Annotated in this window: 14 protein-coding genes and 1 tRNA gene; 10 read left to right on the top strand and 5 right to left on the bottom strand. The window is 72.5% G+C overall.

The window, feature by feature from the left end; all coding sequences use genetic code 11:
* Window positions 1-25: 25 nt before the first annotated feature.
* The gene (locus tag JOE35_RS05460; protein WP_209560239.1) at window positions 26-367 is read right to left on the bottom strand and encodes a DUF4229 domain-containing protein; all 342 of its coding nucleotides are present in this window, start codon (window positions 365-367) and stop codon (window positions 26-28) included.
* 209 nt (window positions 368-576) lie between these two features.
* Here JOE35_RS05460 and JOE35_RS05465 point away from each other — a divergent pair, with 209 nt between their 5' ends.
* The 3 genes from JOE35_RS05465 (at window position 577) to JOE35_RS05475 (ending at window position 3,726) form a co-directional block, all read left to right on the top strand.
* Window positions 577-942 (top strand): PLD nuclease N-terminal domain-containing protein, encoded by a 366-nt coding sequence (locus JOE35_RS05465; RefSeq protein WP_209560240.1) that lies wholly within the window; start codon window positions 577-579, stop codon window positions 940-942.
* A 103-nt stretch (window positions 943-1,045) separates the two neighbouring features.
* Entirely contained in the window at window positions 1,046-2,782 is a 1,737-nt protein-coding gene (gene menD, locus JOE35_RS05470; RefSeq protein WP_209561890.1) for a 2-succinyl-5-enolpyruvyl-6-hydroxy-3-cyclohexene-1-carboxylic-acid synthase, read from the top strand.
* Between the two features lie 92 nt (window positions 2,783-2,874).
* Window positions 2,875-3,726: a PPK2 family polyphosphate kinase gene (locus tag JOE35_RS05475; RefSeq protein ID WP_209560241.1), complete on the top strand. Its 852-nt coding sequence runs from the start codon at window positions 2,875-2,877 to the stop codon at window positions 3,724-3,726.
* A 10-nt stretch (window positions 3,727-3,736) separates the two neighbouring features.
* On the opposite strand, the gene JOE35_RS05480 is transcribed toward JOE35_RS05475, so the two are convergent.
* Window positions 3,737-5,215, bottom strand: a complete 1,479-nt coding sequence (locus JOE35_RS05480) for an MFS transporter (RefSeq protein WP_307802952.1) — start codon at window positions 5,213-5,215, stop codon at window positions 3,737-3,739.
* Window positions 5,212-6,444 carry an isochorismate synthase gene (locus JOE35_RS05485; RefSeq protein ID WP_307802953.1) on the bottom strand — a complete coding sequence of 411 codons (1,233 nt, stop codon included), beginning with the start codon at window positions 6,442-6,444 and terminating at the stop codon, window positions 5,212-5,214. The genes JOE35_RS05480 and JOE35_RS05485 overlap by 4 nt, the downstream gene beginning before the upstream one ends.
* A gap of 52 nt (window positions 6,445-6,496) precedes the next feature.
* Here JOE35_RS05485 and JOE35_RS05490 point away from each other — a divergent pair, with 52 nt between their 5' ends.
* From JOE35_RS05490 to JOE35_RS05505, 4 genes are all read left to right on the top strand, one after another.
* Window positions 6,497-7,228 (top strand): demethylmenaquinone methyltransferase, encoded by a 732-nt coding sequence (locus JOE35_RS05490; protein WP_307802954.1) that lies wholly within the window; start codon window positions 6,497-6,499, stop codon window positions 7,226-7,228.
* 45 nt (window positions 7,229-7,273) lie between these two features.
* A complete protein-coding gene (locus tag JOE35_RS05495; RefSeq protein WP_209560242.1) occupies window positions 7,274-8,362 on the top strand; it encodes a polyprenyl synthetase family protein in 1,089 nt (362 codons plus the stop codon).
* Window positions 8,363-8,461: 99 nt separating this feature from the next.
* Window positions 8,462-9,859, top strand: a complete 1,398-nt coding sequence (locus tag JOE35_RS05500; RefSeq protein WP_209560243.1) for an FAD-dependent oxidoreductase — start codon at window positions 8,462-8,464, stop codon at window positions 9,857-9,859.
* Window positions 9,860-9,945: 86 nt separating this feature from the next.
* The gene (locus JOE35_RS05505; protein ID WP_209560244.1) at window positions 9,946-10,434 is read left to right on the top strand and encodes a YajQ family cyclic di-GMP-binding protein; all 489 of its coding nucleotides are present in this window, start codon (window positions 9,946-9,948) and stop codon (window positions 10,432-10,434) included.
* 133 nt (window positions 10,435-10,567) lie between these two features.
* On the opposite strand, the gene JOE35_RS05510 is transcribed toward JOE35_RS05505, so the two are convergent.
* Window positions 10,568-10,930, bottom strand: coding sequence for a hypothetical protein (locus JOE35_RS05510; protein ID WP_209560245.1), 363 nt, complete (start codon window positions 10,928-10,930; stop codon window positions 10,568-10,570).
* Window positions 10,931-11,812: 882 nt separating this feature from the next.
* Here JOE35_RS05510 and JOE35_RS05515 point away from each other — a divergent pair.
* From JOE35_RS05515 to JOE35_RS16045, 3 genes are all read left to right on the top strand, one after another.
* Window positions 11,813-11,894 (top strand) — tRNA-Tyr (locus JOE35_RS05515).
* 130 nt (window positions 11,895-12,024) lie between these two features.
* Window positions 12,025-12,897, top strand: coding sequence for an inositol monophosphatase family protein (locus JOE35_RS05520; RefSeq protein ID WP_209560246.1), 873 nt, complete (start codon window positions 12,025-12,027; stop codon window positions 12,895-12,897).
* Window positions 12,898-13,113: 216 nt separating this feature from the next.
* Window positions 13,114-14,370 (top strand): M23 family metallopeptidase, encoded by a 1,257-nt coding sequence (locus tag JOE35_RS16045; RefSeq protein ID WP_209560247.1) that lies wholly within the window; start codon window positions 13,114-13,116, stop codon window positions 14,368-14,370.
* A 111-nt stretch (window positions 14,371-14,481) separates the two neighbouring features.
* Here the strand turns inward: JOE35_RS16045 and JOE35_RS05530 are convergent, their stop codons facing one another.
* Window positions 14,482-16,239 (bottom strand): glycoside hydrolase family 13 protein, encoded by a 1,758-nt coding sequence (locus JOE35_RS05530; RefSeq protein ID WP_209560248.1) that lies wholly within the window; start codon window positions 16,237-16,239, stop codon window positions 14,482-14,484.
* Window positions 16,240-16,347: the final 108 nt, after the last annotated feature.

Below are 16,347 nucleotides of genomic sequence, written 5' to 3' on the forward strand. Positions count from 1 at the left end.
TCAGGAGGCGCGTCCCGCGTCGGTCCTAGGAGGCGCGTCCAGCGTCGTGCGCGTCGCGAGCGTCGTCAGCAGCGTCGCCCTCGTGAGCGCCGCGAACAGCATCGGCCTCGCGGGCGTCGCGCTCGGCCAGCTCGGCGTCCTCGGCGAGGCTGTCGCCGTCGAGCGGCTCCGGCTTCGACCGACGCTCGGCGAGCTCGAGCGCGACCTGTCGGCGCAGCGGCGCGAAGAAGAGGTACGAGACGCAGAACGCCACCACGGCGGCGATGAGCGTCGCGAGGTACGGGTTCGGCAGCAGGAGCACCAGCACGACCAGCGCGACGAGGAACACGCCGAGGCGGACGATCGTGTACTTGACCCAGGGTTTCACGCGGCGAGTCTACGCGCGCCCCCCGCACCTCCTCGTCGCCCAGGTCGCCCCCTCGCCCTGTGCGCCCATCGAGTTGCCCCGAAGCGCTGCCCCGACCGGCACGAGGCAGCAGTTCGGGGAAACTCGACGTCGAAGCGGTTGATCGGCGGAGAGCAGGGCTCCCTGCCGACCATCAGGCGACGTCCTGCCGGCCCGCCTATGCTCTGTCCATGGTGAAGTTCTTGGTCGTGGCGATCGTCGCAGCGTCAGCCTTCGTCATCTACGCCCTGATCGACTGCCTCTTCGCCGAGTCGTCGAAGTTCCGGGCCCTCAACAAGCCTCTCTGGGCGCTCGTCATCGTCCTGCTGCCCGTCATCGGCGCCGTCCTGTGGTTCCTCATCGGCCGTGCGCGCAAGACCGGCCAGGCCGAGTCGCGTCGGTTCGTCGCCCCCGACGACGACCCCGAGTTCTCGGGCCGGTCCAGCTCGACCGTCACCGACCTCGACCGGGAGACGACCGACGAGCGCATCCGTCGCCTCGAAGAAGAGCTGGCCGAGCTCGACGGAGACGACAAGAACGACAAGAACAACGCCTGAGGCCCACCCCGTGACACCTCCTGAGGGCGACCGGCCCGACACGGCCGAGTCCGAGCTGCCGTCCCGCCGGGATGCCGTCAGCCACGATGACGGGTCTCCGTCGATGTCGGGCAGCGTCGCCACCGACTACGCCGTGGCCCTCCTGGCCGGGCTGGTCGACGCAGGCGTCCGCGAGGTCGTCCTCAGCCCCGGGTCACGCTCGCAGGCGATCGCCCTCGCGGCCGCCGAGTTCGAGCGTGCCGGTCGGCTGCGCCTCCGCGTCCGCATCGACGAGCGCTCGGCGGGCTTCCTCGCGCTCGGCCTCGCCGTCGAGTCCGGTCTCCCCGCAGTCGTGGTCACCACCTCCGGCACGGCGGTGGCCAACCTGCACCCGGCGGTGCTCGAGGCCCACCACTCCGGCGTCCCCATGATCGTGCTGACGGCCGACCGTCCCGTCGAGCTGCGGGGCATCGGCGCCAACCAGACCACCCAGCAGCCCGGCGTCTTCGGCGTCGCAGCCCGGATCGTCCACGATCTCGAGGCCCCGCGGTCGGGCGCGGTCGAGCCCGCGACCGTCCGCGACGTCGCCCGTGCGGCCGTCACGACGGCCCTCGGCGCCCCCGACGCTGACCGGGCCGAGGGCGCCCCGGTCGTCCCGGGGCCCGTCCACCTCAACATCGCGTTCCGCGAGCCGCTGTCGGCGGCGCTCGACTCCCTCCCCGCTGCCCGTCCCGAACCGGTCGACGCCGCCTCCTGGTCGGACGCCGCCCGCGTCGCCGCCGTGCGCGTCGAGGTCGACGTCGAGCCGTCCACGGTCGTCGTCGCCGGCCACGGGGCCGGCCCCGAGGCCGAGCGGCTGGCCCGCGCCCTCGGCGCCCCCCTCGTCGCCGAGGTCTCGAGCGGGGCCCACTTCGGCCCGAACCTCTCGCTCGGCTTCCGCACTCTGCTCGGCGAGCCCGAGTTCGGCGGTGCCGTGCGTCGTGCCTTCGTGCTCGGGCACCCGACCCTGACCCGGCAGGTGCCTGCTCTCCTCACGCGAGCGGGCGTCGAGGTGCTCGTGGTGCGCGGAGCCACCGCCGACGCCTACGATCCGGGCCGGTCGGCCACGGTCGTCGACGCCGTCGACGTAGTCCAGAGCGAAGGAGGCGCGCCCGACGACCGCGCTCACCGCGCCTGGGTGGGCCGCTGGGTGCACGCCGGACGCCGGGTGGTCGGCGACGACGAGGCCCCGCCCGACCTCGAGGCAGCCACGAGCGACGACGGCTCCGCGCGAGCCGAGTTCCTCCGGGGCGAGGTCGCGCTGTTGCGGCGCCCCGTGACGCGGCGCGCCCTGGCCGAGACCCTGTGGCGCGTGACCTGGCCGCACGACCGTCTCGTCCTCGGGGCCTCCCGCCTCATCCGCGAGGTCGACGAGGTCGTGCCCGGCAAGGCGATCCGCGTGCACGCGAACCGCGGCCTCGCCGGCATCGACGGCACGGTCGCCACGGCAACGGGCATCGCCCTCGCGAGCCAGGTCGACGACGGCGCGCCCGGCGTCACCCGCGTGCTCGTCGGCGACCTGACCCTGCTGCACGACGTCGGGTCGCTCCTCCTCGGCGACGGCGAGGTGCGGCCGCGACTGCAGGTCGTCGTCGGCAACGACGGGGGCGGCACGATCTTCGACGGCCTCGAGGTCGCCGCCACGGCGCCCGTCGACGCGATGCGTCGGGTGCAGTTCACGCCGCACTCCGTCCAGCTCGCCGGGTTGGCGGCCGCCTACGGCTGGCACCACGTGCTCGCCTCGACGCGCGCCGAGCTCAACCAGGCACTCGCCCGCGCGTGGGACGGCCCCGTGCTGATCGAGGTGCCGCTCGCGCGCTGACGGCCCTGGTCTCGTCGGCAGAGTCGACCGAGCCGACCGCGCACACCGCGCCGACCGCGCGGAGATCAGCCCCCGGCCGTAGGCTCGCACCCATGGCCAAGACCTGGACGACCCTGCCCACCGAGATCCTCCGTGCCGGCCCCGAGCTGAGCCTCGCCGACGTCGACCCGGCCTCGACCCCCGGCTTCCCCGGCGACAAGCGCTACGCCGCGCAGGTCCTCGAGTCGGGCCGTGACACGCTCGGCGAGCTGCAGGAGAAGCTCTTCGCCGGCAGCCGTACCGGAGGGTCGCAGGGGAACGTCCTGCTCGTCCTCCAGGGCACCGACACCGCAGGCAAGGGCGGCATCGTCCGCCACGTCGTCGGCGCCGTCGACCCGCAGGGCGTCGCGCACCACGCCTTCAAGGCCCCCACGGAGGAGGAGCTTGCACACGACTTCCTCTGGCGCGTCCGGCGCGAGCTGCCGGGGCCCGGCATGATCGGGGTCTTCGACCGCTCCCACTACGAGGACGTCCTGATCGGCAAGGTCCGTCGGCTCGCCCCGCCCGAGGAGATCGAGCGCCGCTACGAGGCGATCGTCGAGTTCGAGCGCGAGCTCGTCGAGGCCGGGACGACCATCGTCAAGGTGATGCTGCACCTCTCGCGCGACGAGCAGAAGCAGCGCCTGACGGAGCGGCTCGACCGACCCGACAAGCACTGGAAGTTCAACCCCGGCGACATCGAGGAGCGCCTGGTGTGGGACGACTACCAGGACGCCTACGAGACCGCCCTGCGTCGCACGTCGACGGACGCGGCGCCGTGGTTCGTCGTGCCGGCCGATCGCAAGTGGTACGCACGGGTGGCCGTCCAGCGCCTCCTCGTCGACGCCCTCGCTGCTCGTGGACTCGACTGGCCCGCCGCCGACTTCGACGTCGAGCTCGAGCGCACCCGCCTCGCCTCGACCTAGGCGGGGGCGCCTAGGCCGAGCGGCTCCGCAGCGAGTCGCCCGCGCCTCGCGGCAGTCGCAGCCCCTCTGGCAGGCTCAGCAGGGCCAGCGCCGCCAGCACGACGAGCGCGACCTGGTAGCCGGTGGCGGCGCCTCCGACGCCCTCGGCCGTGGCGACCGTGTCGGCGACGCGCACGGTGAGGGCCGTGAGCGCGACGCCGAGGCCGACGGCGAGCTGGCCCGTGATCGACGCGATGGCGTTGGCCGGGGCGATCTGGGCGGCCGGCACGTCGGCGAACTGCAGGGTGTTGTAGGCCGTGAACCCCACCGAGCGGAAGACGCCGCTGACGAGCAGGATCCCGGCCACGAGCACGGGCGAGGTGTCCGGCCCGACGAACGCGGCGGCGACGAAGGTCGCGGCCAGCCCGACTGTGGCGACGACGATGATCGGCACGATCCGGAACCGATGCATCAGCGGAGTCGTGAAGGGCTTGACCCCGAGGTTGCCGACGAAGACCCACATCAGCATCAGGCCGGCCTCGACGGGCGACCAGCCGAAGCCGTCCTGCAGCAGCAACGGGACGACGAACGGGACGCCGTTGACGACGGCCCTGTAGAGCGAGCCGCTGAGGTTCGTGACCCTGAACGTCGCGACGCGGAAGGGCTCGAGATCGAGGAGGGGGTGCCTGGCCCGACGGAACCACCGGCCGGCCGCGAGCCCCAGGGCCACCGCCACGACGGCGAGGAGAGCCCCGAACAGCACCGTCGCCTGGTCGCCGAGCAGCTCGAAGGCGACCACCAGCGCGACGATCGCGCCGACGACGAGCAGCAGCCCCGGCCAGTCGAGCGGGTGCCGGTCGCCGAGCTCGGGCGACGGCACGACGCGCCAGGCCGCGACGAGCAGCAGCGCGCCGATCGGCACGTTGACGAGGAACACCCACTCCCAGCCCAGGTGCTCGGTGAGGAGGCCGCCGATCAGCGGCGCCACGACGGGCGCCGCGAGGGCAGGCCAGGTCAGGTAGGCGATGGCCTTGATCAGCTCGGACTTCTCGGTGCTGCGCAGCACGATGAGACGCCCGATCGGCACCATCATCGCGCCGGCGGCCCCCTGGACGACCCGTGCCGTCGTGAGCGCCGCCAGGTCGGGGCTGAGGGCGCACGCGAGCGACGCCAGCGTGAACAGCACCACGGCCGCGAGGAACACCCGACGTGCGCCCCACCGCTCGGCGAGCCAGGCGCCCAGCGGGATGAACGCGGCCACCGCGACCAGGTAGCCGGTGACGGCGATCCCGAGCTGGGCCGGCTGCACGCCGAAGTCCTGGGCGACGGAGGCGGTGGCCGTCGACAGGATCGTGGCGTCGAGGTTCTCCATGAAGAAGGCCGCCGCGACCACGAGCGCCACCGGTCGCGACCAGCGCGGCGCTGCCGCCGCCTCCTCGGTGCCGCCCTGGGAGTCGGCGGCACCCGCCCCGCCCGGCCGGCCGGCCTCGGGACCGGGCGTCGACGTCACAGCGAGAACGCCTCGACGACGGGCCGGAACTTCATCGTCGTCTCGGCCACCTCGCGCTCGGGGGCGCTCTCGGCGACGATCCCGGCGCCGGCGAAGGCCCTGACGGTGCCGTCGGCGTGCACCTGCGCGCAGCGGAGCGCGATCGCCCACTCGCCGTCGCCGTCGGCGCCCACCCAGCCCACCGGGCCGGCGTAGCGGCCGCGGTCGAACGGCTCGAGGCGACGGATCAGCTCGAGCGCCCGCGGGGTGGGAGTGCCGGCCACGGCGGCGGTCGGGTGCAGGGCGGCGATCAGGTCGAGCGACGACGACCCGTCGGTGAGCCGGCCGCGCACATCGCTGGCGAGGTGCCACAGGTTCGGCAGCTTGAGGGTGAACGGCTGCTCGCCGCTCACGACGTCGTCGGCGTGCGGGGCGAGCGACAGCAGCAGGCTGCGGAGCGCGAAGGCGTGCTCGTCGAGGTCCTTGGTCGAGGTGGCGAGTGCGTGGGCGGCCTGCTCGTCGGTGACGGCGTCGACGCCGCGGGCGCTGCTGCCCGCGAGGACGCGCGCGCTCACCTCGCCGCGCTCGGTGCGGACGAGGGTCTCGGGGCTGGCCCCGATCAGGCCGCCCACGGCGAAGGCGTAGCAGTCGGGGTAGGCCGTGAGGAGGGTCGCGGCCACGAGCCGCAGGTCGGCCTCGGCGGGCAGCCGGCCCACGAGGTCGCGCGCGAGCACGACCTTGTTCACCTCGCCGCGCCGGATCGCCTGGACGGCCTGCGCGACGGCGGCCGCGTAGCCCGGCCCTGACAGCTCGCCGTCGACCAGGCGCAGCTTCGCGGCCGCGCCCACCGGCGAGGCCGGGGGCAGCTCAGCCCCGTCGACCCTCGTGATCCAGGCCACGCCGTCACGCCGCCCGAGCACGATGCGCGGCACGATCAGGACGCTCGTGTCGGCCGACCCGTCGTCGAACGCGAACGAGCCGAACGCCATCAGGCCCGTGCCCGGCACGCCGACCTCGTCCACGACCGAGGCGCGGCTCGCGACCGCGCGCCAGGCGTCTGCGGCGTCGCGCATCCGGTCCGGCCCGGTGAACTCGAGCCGGAGCGCCTCGCCGATGCCCGCCATGCCGGCGCCGCCCCGGACGAACACGAGCGGGCTGCGCGGGTCGACGACGTCCAGGAGGGGACTGATGTGGTCGATCTGCGTGGTGCGGACGGACAGGGGAGGAACGTGCAGCGACGGGAGGACCACGCCTCGACCCTACTCGGGCCACGCACGGGGCATGCCGGTAGGATCGACCATCGTGACCAAGGCCGACATGAACAAGCAACCTGACGAGGTCGCGTCGATGTTCGACGGCGTCGCCCGCCACTACGACCGCACGAACGACGTGCTCTCCGCGGGCAACGCCGTCCTATGGCGCATCGCGACCGTCAAGGCGATCGGCGCGGGCCCGGCAGACCGGGTGCTCGACATCGCCGCCGGCACCGGCACCAGCTCGGTGGCGATCGCGGCGCGGGGCGCCGAGGTGGTCGCGCTCGACTTCTCGCACGGCATGGTCGAGGTCGGTCGGGAGCGTCACCCCGAGATCGAGTTCGTCGAGGGCGACGCCGAGCAGCTGCCCTTCGACGATGCCACCTTCGACGCCGTCACCATCTCGTTCGGCCTGCGCAACGTCAACCGGCCGAAGCAGGCGCTCGCCGAGATGTACCGGGTGCTCAAGCCCGGCGGCCGTCTCGTCGTCTGCGAGTTCTCGACGCCGCCCTTCGGTCCGCTGCGCGCCGCGTACCGCACCTACCTCCGGCACGTCATGCCGGTCGTCGCCCGGGCGGTGAGCAGCAACACGCCCGCCTACTCGTACCTCGCCGACTCGATCGACGCGTGGCCAGAGCAGCAGGTGCTGAGCCAGTGGCTGCGCGGCGCCGGTTTCACCCGGGTGGCTCACCGCGACCTGACGCTGGGCATCGTCGCCCTGCACAGGGGCCGCAAGCCGGCCGACCAGTCGACCCGCGCCTCCGCGGCGAAGAAGAAGTAGCCGCCGCCCCCGGGCGGTCGACCAGACCAGACGAAGGTGACCCCTGTGAACCCGAGTGTGCCGCTCACCCGCCGCAGCTCCCTGAGCTCGTCGCTCGGCCTCGGCGAGAAGCTCTTCGCCTCGCCCTCCGACCGCCGTTTCGTGCAGTCGGTCGACGACGGGCTCGAGCTCGTCGAGCAGGGCCTGCTCCGCGAGATCGCGTTCGCCGACGAGATCGCCGACGCGACGACGCGCTACCTGCTCGCCGCGGGCGGCAAGCGCGTGCGCCCGACCCTGACCCTGCTCATCGCGCAGCTCGGCGACGGGGCCACACCGGGGATCGTCGCGTCGGCGCAGGCCACCGAGATCACGCACCTGGCGTCCCTATACCACGACGACGTCATGGACGAGGCGCAGATGCGCCGCGGGGTGCCCAGCGCCCAGACCGTGTGGGGCAACAACGTCGCGATCCTCGCCGGCGACCTGCTCTTCGCCCGCGCCAGCACCATCGTCTCCGGCCTCGGTCAGGAGGCGATCCTGCTGCAGGCCGAGACGTTCGAGCGCCTGTGCCTCGGCCAGCTGCACGAGACGGTCGGCCCGCGCGAGGGCGACGACCCGATCGCGCACTACATCGACGTGCTCGGCGACAAGACCGGCTCGCTCATCTCGACCGCCGCCCGTGCCGGCGTGATGTTCTCGGGCGCGCCCCGCGAGTACCTCGCCCCCGTCGCCGAGTTCGGCGAGAAGATCGGCATCGCGTTCCAGCTGATCGACGACGTCATCGACCTCTCCGACCAGGCTGAGGAGACGGGCAAGCGCGCGGGCACCGACCTGCGTGCGGGCGTCGTCACGCTGCCTCTCCTCTACCTGCGCCAGGAGGCGCAGACCGACATGGAGGCGGCCGCCCTGCTGGGCGTCATCGACCAGGTCGTCGACGCCACCCGGGCGGCCGAGGACGGCGCGGACCCCGTCGACGAGGCCGAGTTCGCGCGGATCGTCCGTCAGCTCCGCGAGCACGAGGTCACCGACCGCACGCGTCGCGAGGCGCACCGCTGGGCGTCGGAGGCGCTGGCCGCCCTCGACGCGCTGCCGGCGGGCCCCGTCAAGAAGGCCCTCACCCGCTTCGCCGACCGCGTCGTCGAGCGGTCCGCCTGACGGGCGACGCGCCTCCTCGGCACCGCACCACCCCCCCCAGACACAGCACCGTCAGCACGGCCGGCACCGCCGCGCCGCCCACCAGGAGAGAGACAACTCGTGACCACCCTTCGACTGGCCATCGTCGGAGCCGGCCCTGCCGGCATCTACGCCGCCGACATCCTGCTCAAGGCCGAGAAGGCCTTCGACGTGTCGATCGACCTCTTCGAGCAGCTGCCTGCCCCCTACGGGCTCGTCCGCTACGGCGTGGCGCCCGACCACCCGCGCATCAAGGGCATCGTCAACGCCCTGCGCGACGTGCTCGACAGCGGCGACATCCGCGTCTTCGGCAACGTCCGCTACGGCGAGGACATCACGCTCGACGACCTCAAGGCGCACTACAACGCGGTCATCTTCTCGACCGGCGCCATCAAGGACGCGGACCTCGACGTCCCCGGCATCGAGCTCGAGGGCAGCTACGGCGCCGCCGACTTCGTCAGCTGGTTCGACGGCCACCCCGACTTCCCCCGCACCTGGCCCCTCGACGCGCAGTCGGTGGCCGTGGTCGGCGTCGGCAACGTCGCCCTCGACGTGTCGCGCATCCTCGCCAAGCACGCCGACGACCTGCTGCCGACCGAGATCCCCGACAACGTCTACGCCGGGCTCAAGCAGTCGTCCATCACGGACGTGCACGTCTTCGGCCGACGCGGCCCCGCCCAGGTCAAGTTCACGCCCCTCGAGCTGCGCGAGCTCGGCGAGGTGCGCGACGTCGACATGATCGTGCACGACGAGGACTTCGACCACGACGAGGCCTCGAAGACCGCGATCGCGACGAACAAGCAGGTGTTCGTGATCGACAAGGTGCTGAACCAGTGGCGCCAGCGCGAGGTCGGCACGGCGTCGCGACGCCTGCACCTGCACTTCTACGCGAAGCCGCTCGAGGTCGTCGGCGACGACGCGGGCCGTGTCGCGGCCTTCCGGTACGAGCGCACCCGGCCCGACGGCCAGGGCGGCGTCGAGGGCACGGGCGAGATCCGCGAGGTCCCCGTGCAGGCGATCTACCGTGCCGTGGGCTACTTCGGCTCGCCCCTCGACGGCATCCCGTTCGACGAGCGCCGTGGCGTGATCCCGAACCACGAGGGCCAGGTGATGGACGACGACAACCAGATCATGCCCGGCGTCTACGCCACCGGCTGGATCAAGCGCGGCCCTGTCGGCCTGATCGGGCACACGAAGTCCGACGCGATGGAGACCGTCAAGCACGTCATCAACGACCAGGCGAGCTGGTGGCAGCCCGCCGACACCTCCGACGAGGCGATCCCGGCCCTGCTCGAGGCGCGCGGCGTGGAGTACACCGACCTCGAGGGGTGGCACCGCCTCGACGAGCACGAGCAGTCGCTCGGCGCGCAGCACGAGCACGAGCGGGTCCGCGTCAAGGTCGTGCCCCGCGACGAGATGGTCCGCGTCTCGCGGTCCGGCTCGGAGCCCGTCACCGGCTCGGAGTCCGTCTCGGCCTAGGCACAGGGCGGGCCGCGCCTCCTCTCGGGGGCCCGGCCCGCTCCTCCTGCGCACCGGCCCGTGCGTGCGTGGCTAAGCTGGTCGACATGGCAGACAGCTCCTTCGACGTGGTCAGCAAGGTCGACAAGATGGAGGCGGACAACGCCCTCCACCAGGCGCAGAAGGAGATCGAGCAGCGCTACGACTTCAAGGGCGTCGGCGCATCGGTCGACTGGAGCGGCGAGAAGCTGCTGCTCAAGGCAGCGACGGAGGAGCGGGTCAAGGCCGTCCTCGACGTCCTGGAGTCGAAGTTCATCAAGCGCAGCATCAGCCTGAAGCACCTCGACGCCGGCGAGCCGTTCGCCAGCGGCAAGGAGTACCGCATCGAGGCGGCCCTCAAGGAGGGGATCGAGCAGGACGCCGCGAAGAAGATCGGCAAGATCATCCGCGACGAGGGCCCCAAGAGCGTCAAGAGCCAGATCCAGGGCGACGAGCTGCGCGTCCAGTCGAAGAGCCGCGACGACCTGCAGGCCACCATGGCGCTGCTCAAGAAGGCCGACCTCGACGTCGACCTCCAGTTCGTCAACTTCCGCTAGCCCCCAGCCGCCCGGCCGCTCCCTCTCCGGCCGCCCCGCCCAGCCCGCCCCGCGCCCTGCCCGCTCCGCCCTCTTCGGCACCGCGCCCCGAGATCCGTCCCGCAAATGCCGACCGCACGGGCCGCGGGCGGCCTCATCTGACGGGATCTGCCACTTCTATGGCTCCCCCGGTCGGGTTCTGCAGGCGTCCTCGATCAAGGAGGCGCGAGATGGCTGCCCAGAGAGAGTCCCAGTCGTCGAAGACCTGGTGGTACGAGATCTCGATCACGACGTAGCCCAGGGCGATGAGGGTCGCGATCCTCACTCGGTCGTCGTTGTACTGCTTCGGCGACGAGTGGAACTCGTAGCTCGTGCACTCGACGACCAGCCAGCCGTCCAGGAGCAGGTCGACGCGGATCTCGGTCGTCAGCCAGACCTGGATCTCCGGACGGAGCCCGTGGCCGACGAGGCGGACTCTGGCAACTGACTCAGTGCCCGACTCGGATCGAGCGTCCATCAGCACGAGGAGGCCGCCAGCGGACCGCCCGAGAAGATGACGCTCGACGGCTGCGAGGGAGGGGCGTGTCGTTCGAGGCAGCCGCAGGGCGGAATCGATCACCGCGACGGCCCGGTCGACGGGCTCGTGCAGCAGAGTCTGTGCCGCCGCCCGGCTAGGCGAGACGGACAGCCGCTCACCCGCGGTGAGCTCCGTCGCGTCGCGGAGGACGAGGACATGAGGGTGGGTGCTGCCGAGCCGTCGACCTGCGTCGTCAGGATCACGCAGATCGCGGGCGTTGTGGGGCACGGACACGACGAGGCGGTCTACTGGCGGGGACCACGCACCTCGAAGGGTCAGGGCGCTGACTCCGGCGAGCACCCCTCCGACCCTGGCTGCACGTACGACGTCGACGGGCAGGCCGGGCAGGGCGTAGAGCCCGTGCCGGACACGCTCTACGTCGCCGCGCCGCCAAGCGTCGCCAGTTCCTGTCGTGTGCACCCGGCCCTCAGTAGTTCCCGTCTGTGCGCCAGCCCCTGGTGGCGTGAACGGATGATGGTGGCGACTCGCTGATGCTCCATGTCGCCCGACCCTGCCCCGGTCGTCACGTGCGTGTCTTCGCTGGAACCTGGCCTGTGGACGACTCCCGGACCTGGGGCACCTTGTGGGGGAGCGGCGCGAACTCTCCTGTGCACGAGGCGCCCGCAGTTCTCCATCCGCAAATCCCGACCGCTGACGCCATTTCGCTAAGTTCATGACGGAAAATCCCCTCATGAGAGGTCGCTCGGTCGGCATTTGCGGGCGAGAGAGGGGGAGGAGGGGCGGGGTGGTCAGCGGGACCCTCCGGAGGCTGTATATTTGTCGGGCGCCTCCGGTCGGTGATTACATGGGCCGGGCGTGCATGGCAAGTTACCCAAGCGGCCAAAGGGATCTGACTGTAAATCAGCTGGCGTAGCCTTCGGGGGTTCGAATCCCTCACTTGCCACAGTGTCATCCGGAACACGTGTTCCACCACGACGGACTCGAGAGATCGGGTCCGTTCGTCGTCTCGGGGGTCGTCCGCGCGGCGGCCCGGCTGGGCGGCGACTCATCGAGCACGCCCACGAGGAGAGCCCATGGACGACAGCGCCGACCGCGACGACAGCACCCGCACCAGCACCAGCACCAGCACCAGCACCAGCACAGTCCCGGACGTCGCCGAGCTCCTCGCCATCGCCGTCGAGGTGACGACCGCCGCGGCCAGGCTCGCCGCCGCCCGGCGTGCCGAGGGGGTCGAGGTCGCCGACACGAAGAGCAGCCTGGTGGACGTCGTCACGCACACCGACCGCGAGGTCGAGGACCACCTGCGCGGCCGCCTCGCCGAGTTGCGACCCGGCGACGGGTTCCTCGGCGAGGAGGGCGACCCCGACGACTCGACCACCGGGCTCACGTGGGTCGTCGACCCGATCGACGGCACCGTCAACTTCCTCTACGGCATCCCGCAGTGGGCGGTCAGCGTCGCCCTCGTCGAGGGCGGACCCGACCCGCTGACCTGGACGGCCCTCGCCGCCTGCGTCGTGAACCCGCTCTCCGGCGAGGTGTTCACCGCGAGTCGAGGAGGCGGCGCCTGGCTGGGCGAGGCACGTCTCGTCCCGTCCGCCCCGGCCTCGGTCGCGGAGTCGCTGTTCGCGACGGGGTTCTCGTACGAGGCCGACCGGAGGGTCGAGCAGGCCGCCGTGCTCGGCCGGCTGATCGGGCAGGTGCGCGACCTGCGCCGCCTGGGCGCCGCCTCCCTCGATCTGTGTGCCGTGGCGGCGGGGCGCCTCGACGCGTACGCCGAGCGGGGGCTCAAGCCGTGGGACCACGCCGCCGGCGTGCTCATCGCTGAGGAGGCGGGTGCGGTGGTGCGCGGCGAGGTGGGGCAGGCCCCGAGCGGCAGGCTCGTGGTCGCGTCGGCGCCGAGCGTCGCGGGGGCGGTCGACGTGCTCCTCGAGGACGCACAGTTCTGACCTCGACTCCGCCATCAGGCCCCTGACCAGGCATGTATCCTGGATATCGGCTGCAGATCCGGTCGTGACACCCGAACTCGGGTAGCCATCCGGTGAACGACCGGCTACCCTTGACGAGTTCGTTACTTCTCCGTGACATTTGTCCGGCGTCGTCTCGACTACGACCTCGAGAGCCGATGAGCCCTCTTCCCGCCTGACCCCGAGGATCCATCACCCGTGTCGAAGTCCCACACCATCGCCGAGCCCGAAGGCGACCAGCAGTCGCGTCGTGCACCCGTCGATCAGCGGGACGACGCTGCCGGAGCCCCGGCGCAGCAGGTCTTCACGACCCGCCGTGAGGCCCGCGAGGCCGAGCGTCGCGCTGCGGCCTCCGTGGCCGCCCCCGCTGCGTCCGCCGCACCCGACGAGTCCGCCCCCGCTGTGTCCCTTCCGGCCGTGTCCCTCCCCGCCGTGTCGGCTGCCGACGCGGCCCCGGCCCAGATCGTGGCCCCGGCCCCAGCCGCCGCCCAGACCGCGACGCCGGCCCACGCCACCAGGGCAGAGCGTCGCGCCGCCGAGGCAGAAGCCGCTCGTCGTCGTGGCCGTCGCCCGGCCGTGTCCGAGACGGCCTCCCTGCCCCGGGCGACCCGCTCGACCGCGCGTGCCGCTCAGCGCCCCGTGGCGGCGCTCGCCTCGCGCGCCGCGGCGACACCCGCGTCCGCCGCGAGTCCGGCTCCGGCTCCGGCCGCGACTGCTCGTCCTCCGGCTCCGGCCGCGACTGCTCGTCGGAAGGGCTCGCTCCGCGGCGCCGGCAAGCGCGTCACGGTCGTGGGCGCCATGGTCTTCGCCGGCGCGATGCTCGTCTCCACCTCCGTGCCCGCGAACGCCTTCTTCGTCGACACCGACGAGCGCACGGTCGCCAAGAACGCCGCTGCCAGCCAGACCTTCGTCGCCGGCGCGACGGCCGAGGCCGCCGCGTCTCGCGACGGCTACTCGGTCACCGAGATGAAGGTCGCGCCCGTCAGCGAGTACGCGTCGACCAGCGCCAGCACCTTCTCCAACGACGTCGCCGGCACCGTCCAGTGGCCGTTCGCGACCGGCGTGCCGATCAGCAGCGGCTTCGGCGCCCGTCACGTCTCGAACTGCGGCTTCTGCAGCACGTTCCACAACGGCCTCGACTTCATCCCCGGCGCGGGCTCGCCCATCCAGGCGATCGCCGACGGCACCGTCAGCGCGGTCACCGGCCCGGGCGGCGCCTTCGGCAACCACGTCGAGATCGAGCACGTCATCAACGGCCAGAAGGTCACGTCGACGTACTCGCACATGCAGACGGGCTCCGTGCAGGTCTCCGTCGGCCAGACGGTCACCGTCGGCCAGCTCGTCGGCAAGGTCGGCAGCACCGGCAACAGCACCGGCGCCCACCTGCACTTCGAGATCCACCTCGGCGGCGTGCCGGTCGACCCGTACCCGTGGCTCACCGCCAACACGAACTGAGCCGTCGGAGGCGCCCGCCGGCCTGAGCAGGCCGGTGCGTCCCCGCCGACACGACGAAGCCCCCGACCTCGGTCGGGGGCTTCGTCGTGGGCGCAGCAGGTGCGCGGGCGGTCAGCTCGGGTCGTCGACCGACGCGAGCCACACGGCGGCGTTGGGCGGCAGCGCCGGCCCGTCGAGGAGCATGGTCGAGAGCAGCACGTCGCCGACCGGCAGCTCGACCGCCACGTCGCCGGTGTTGGCGACGACGGTGACGCCGCCGGTGCGGAAGGCCACGACGCTCTGGTCGTAGCCGTCGACCCAGGTCAGGTGGGCGGCGCCGAGCTCGTGCTCCGCGCGTAGGGCGAGGGCCGAGCGGTAGAGCTCGAGCGTCGAGCCTGCCACGCCCTGCTGCTCGTCACGGGCGTAGGTCGACCAGTCGTCGGGCTGCGGCAGCCAGGAGGCGCCGGTCGCGCTGAACCCGAAGGCCGGAGCACCCGACTCCCACGGGATGGGCACGCGGCAGCCGTCGCGCCCGTAGCGCTCGCCGTCGGTGCGGAACCACGTCGGGTCCTGTCGGCTCTCGTCGGGAAGATCGACCGCCTCCGGCAGTCCGAGTTCTTCGCCCTGGTAGAGGTAGGCGCTGCCGGGCAGCGCGAGCATGACGGCCGAGGCCGCCCTGGCGCGGGCGAGGCCGAGCTCGGGGATCGGCAGGCCGGCGCTCTTCGGGCCGATGCCGTGGCCCTGGGGGTTCTCGGCCGTGAGGGCGAGGCGGCTCGCGTGGCGCACGACGTCGTGGTTGCTCAGCACCCAGGTGCTCGGTGCGCCGACGCTCGAGAAGGTCTCGATCGACTGGTCGACGACCCTACGGATGGCCGTCGCCGACCAGCCGGTCTCGAGGTAGGCGAAGTTGAAGGCCTGCTGCATCTCGTCGGGACGCACCCACTTGGCGAGCTTCGACAGGGGCTCGACCCACGCCTCCGCCACCATGACGCGGTCGCCCGGGTACTCGGCCAGCACCTGGTGCCACTCGCGATAGATCTCGTGCACGCCCTCCTGGGCCCAGTAGGGCGGGGTGGCGTCGGCGGTCTCGCCGCCGCCCATGCTGCCGGCGTCGGCGGGCGGCGTGTAGTCGGGCAGCCCGTCGGCCTTGATCATGCCGTGGGCGACGTCGACGCGGAACCCGTCGACGCCTCGGTCCAGCCAGAAGCGCAGCACGTCGACGAAGTCGGAGCGCACGACCGGGTTGGTCCAGTCCAGGTCGGGCTGGGAGGTGTCGAAGAGGTGCAGGTACCACTGGCCTGGCCGGCCGTCGGGCTCCACGAGGCGCGTCCAGGCCGGTCCGCCGAAGACGGACTGCCAGTTGTTCGGCGGCAGGTCGCCGTCGGGGCCCGTGCCGTCGCGGAACATGTACCGCGCGCGCTCGGCCGAGCCGGGGGCCGCGGCCACGGCGGCACGGAACCACGCGTGCTCGGAGGACGTGTGGTTGGGGACGAGGTCGACGATCAGGCGGAGGCCGAGCTCGGTCGCGCGGGCGCGCAGGGCGTCGAAGTCGTCGAGCGTGCCGAAGAGCGGGTCGACGTCCACGTAGTCGGCGACGTCGTAGCCGGCGTCGCGCTGGGGCGACGTGTAGAAGGGCGAGAGCCAGACGGCGTCGACGCCGAGGTCGGCGAGGGCGTCGAGCCGCGAGGTGATGCCGGGCAGGTCGCCGACGCCGTCGCCGTCCGCGTCGGCGAACGAGCGCGGGTACACCTGGTAGATGACGGCGGTGCGCCACCACTCGCCGCCGCGCTCGGCGCCGGACGACGGGGCCGACTCGACGTCGGCGATGGTCGTGGTGTCGGTCTCGGAGGGGGAGTCGAGCGTGTCGCCCGTGGTCTCGTGTGAGGACATCCCGCCACGATACGGCAGCGGCGGGGCCCGTCCGCCCGGTAGCGTGGGGCTCCCACGACACGGATCGGAGGACCCCTGGACTCCTTCAGCGACCTCGCGAACGGCGAC

The sequence above is a fragment of the Frigoribacterium sp. PvP032 genome, from assembly GCF_017833035.1.
Classification (GTDB): Bacteria; Actinomycetota; Actinomycetes; order Actinomycetales; family Microbacteriaceae; genus Frigoribacterium.

Coding starts and splice junctions, on each gene's coding strand:
- JOE35_RS05465 (WP_209560240.1), top strand. CDS start 577: ATGGTGAAGTTCTTGGTCGTGGCGATCGTCGCAGCGTCAGCCTTCGTC.
- menD (WP_209561890.1), top strand. CDS start 1,046: ATGTCGGGCAGCGTCGCCACCGACTACGCCGTGGCCCTCCTGGCCGGG.
- JOE35_RS05475 (WP_209560241.1), top strand. CDS start 2,875: ATGGCCAAGACCTGGACGACCCTGCCCACCGAGATCCTCCGTGCCGGC.
- JOE35_RS05505 (WP_209560244.1), top strand. CDS start 9,946: ATGGCAGACAGCTCCTTCGACGTGGTCAGCAAGGTCGACAAGATGGAG.
- JOE35_RS05510 (WP_209560245.1), bottom strand. CDS start 10,930: ATGGACGCTCGATCCGAGTCGGGCACTGAGTCAGTTGCCAGAGTCCGC.
- JOE35_RS05520 (WP_209560246.1), top strand. CDS start 12,025: ATGGACGACAGCGCCGACCGCGACGACAGCACCCGCACCAGCACCAGC.
- JOE35_RS05530 (WP_209560248.1), bottom strand. CDS start 16,239: ATGTCCTCACACGAGACCACGGGCGACACGCTCGACTCCCCCTCCGAG.